The 1,073-nt window shown below is 65.7% G+C and carries 1 protein-coding gene; it reads left to right on the top strand.

The window, feature by feature from the left end:
• Positions 1-214: 214 nt before the first annotated feature.
• Positions 215-1,073: ice-binding family protein (locus ACYVH8_RS12735; protein WP_460489189.1), on the top strand; the 859-nt coding region annotated here is incomplete at its 3' end.

Here is a 1,073-nt window from a genome sequence, read left to right as displayed (position 1 = left end):
GGTGACCGTGCCGCAGTAAACCGTACTGGCGCCACAAGCGCAAGCACAAGCGGCAGGCCACGTCCGTGTTTCACGGGCGTGGCCTTTTTTGCGCTGCCCCGCGTGCCTGGCCCGCAGCACTATTCATCACTTCTGTACGCCAACAGACGGAATGAGTCGGACGCAAGACCTACAACCGTCTTTCCCCTTTCGTCATCAAGCAAGGAAACACGCCATGAACCCTCTCCAAAAGTCTTTGTCCACCCTGTGTCTGACTGCCGGCGCGCTGCTGGCGGCAGCCCCCCCCGTCTGGGCGCAGGTCTCGCTGGGAAGCGCATCGAGCTTCTCGGTCCTGGGCGGCACGAATGTCACATGCACGGCAGGCGTGGTCACCGGAGACATCGGTGTCGCACCCGGCAGCGCTGTGCCCTACACCAATACCGGCTGCACCGTGGCCGGTGCGACACCCCCGGCGACCAATGCGGCTGCGGTCCAGGCGCGGGTGGATTTCCTGAGCGCCTACGCCTCGGTCCAGTCCCTGCCATGCACTCCGATGCCAGGTGACCTGGCTGGCCAGAACCTGGCGCCCGGTGTCTACTGCACCGACGCGGTGGCCAAGGCCGGCACCTTGACGCTCACGGGTCCCGCCGGTGGCGTCTGGATCTTTCTGGTGAACGGCGCGCTGACCGGCACGAACTTCTCGGTGGCCATGGCGGGCGGTGGCCAGCCCTGCAATGTCTACTGGGCGCCGACCGGGGCTGCCACCCTGACCGATTCCGCGCTCAAGGGCAACCTCCTCGCGGGTGACGCCACCATCGGCTCCATCACCCTGACCCGCGGCACCCTGGCCGGTCGTGCCATGTCCAGCGTGGCCTTGACCATGACCGGCGCCAGCATCATCGGTTGTGGTGCATTGACCGAGCCGGGAACCCCGAGCTGTCGTGACAAGGATCACCATGGCCATCACGGGGACAAGGGCCACAAGGGCCACAAGGGCTGTGACCGCGACGGCGACAAACACGACCGTGATTGCGATAAGCCACGCTCCGGCCACCACAACCCGTTCAAGCCGAACGACAAGGACCACAAGTCGG

This window comes from Curvibacter fontanus (assembly GCF_054780335.1).
This window is presented reverse-complemented; position numbering and strand designations above follow the sequence as displayed.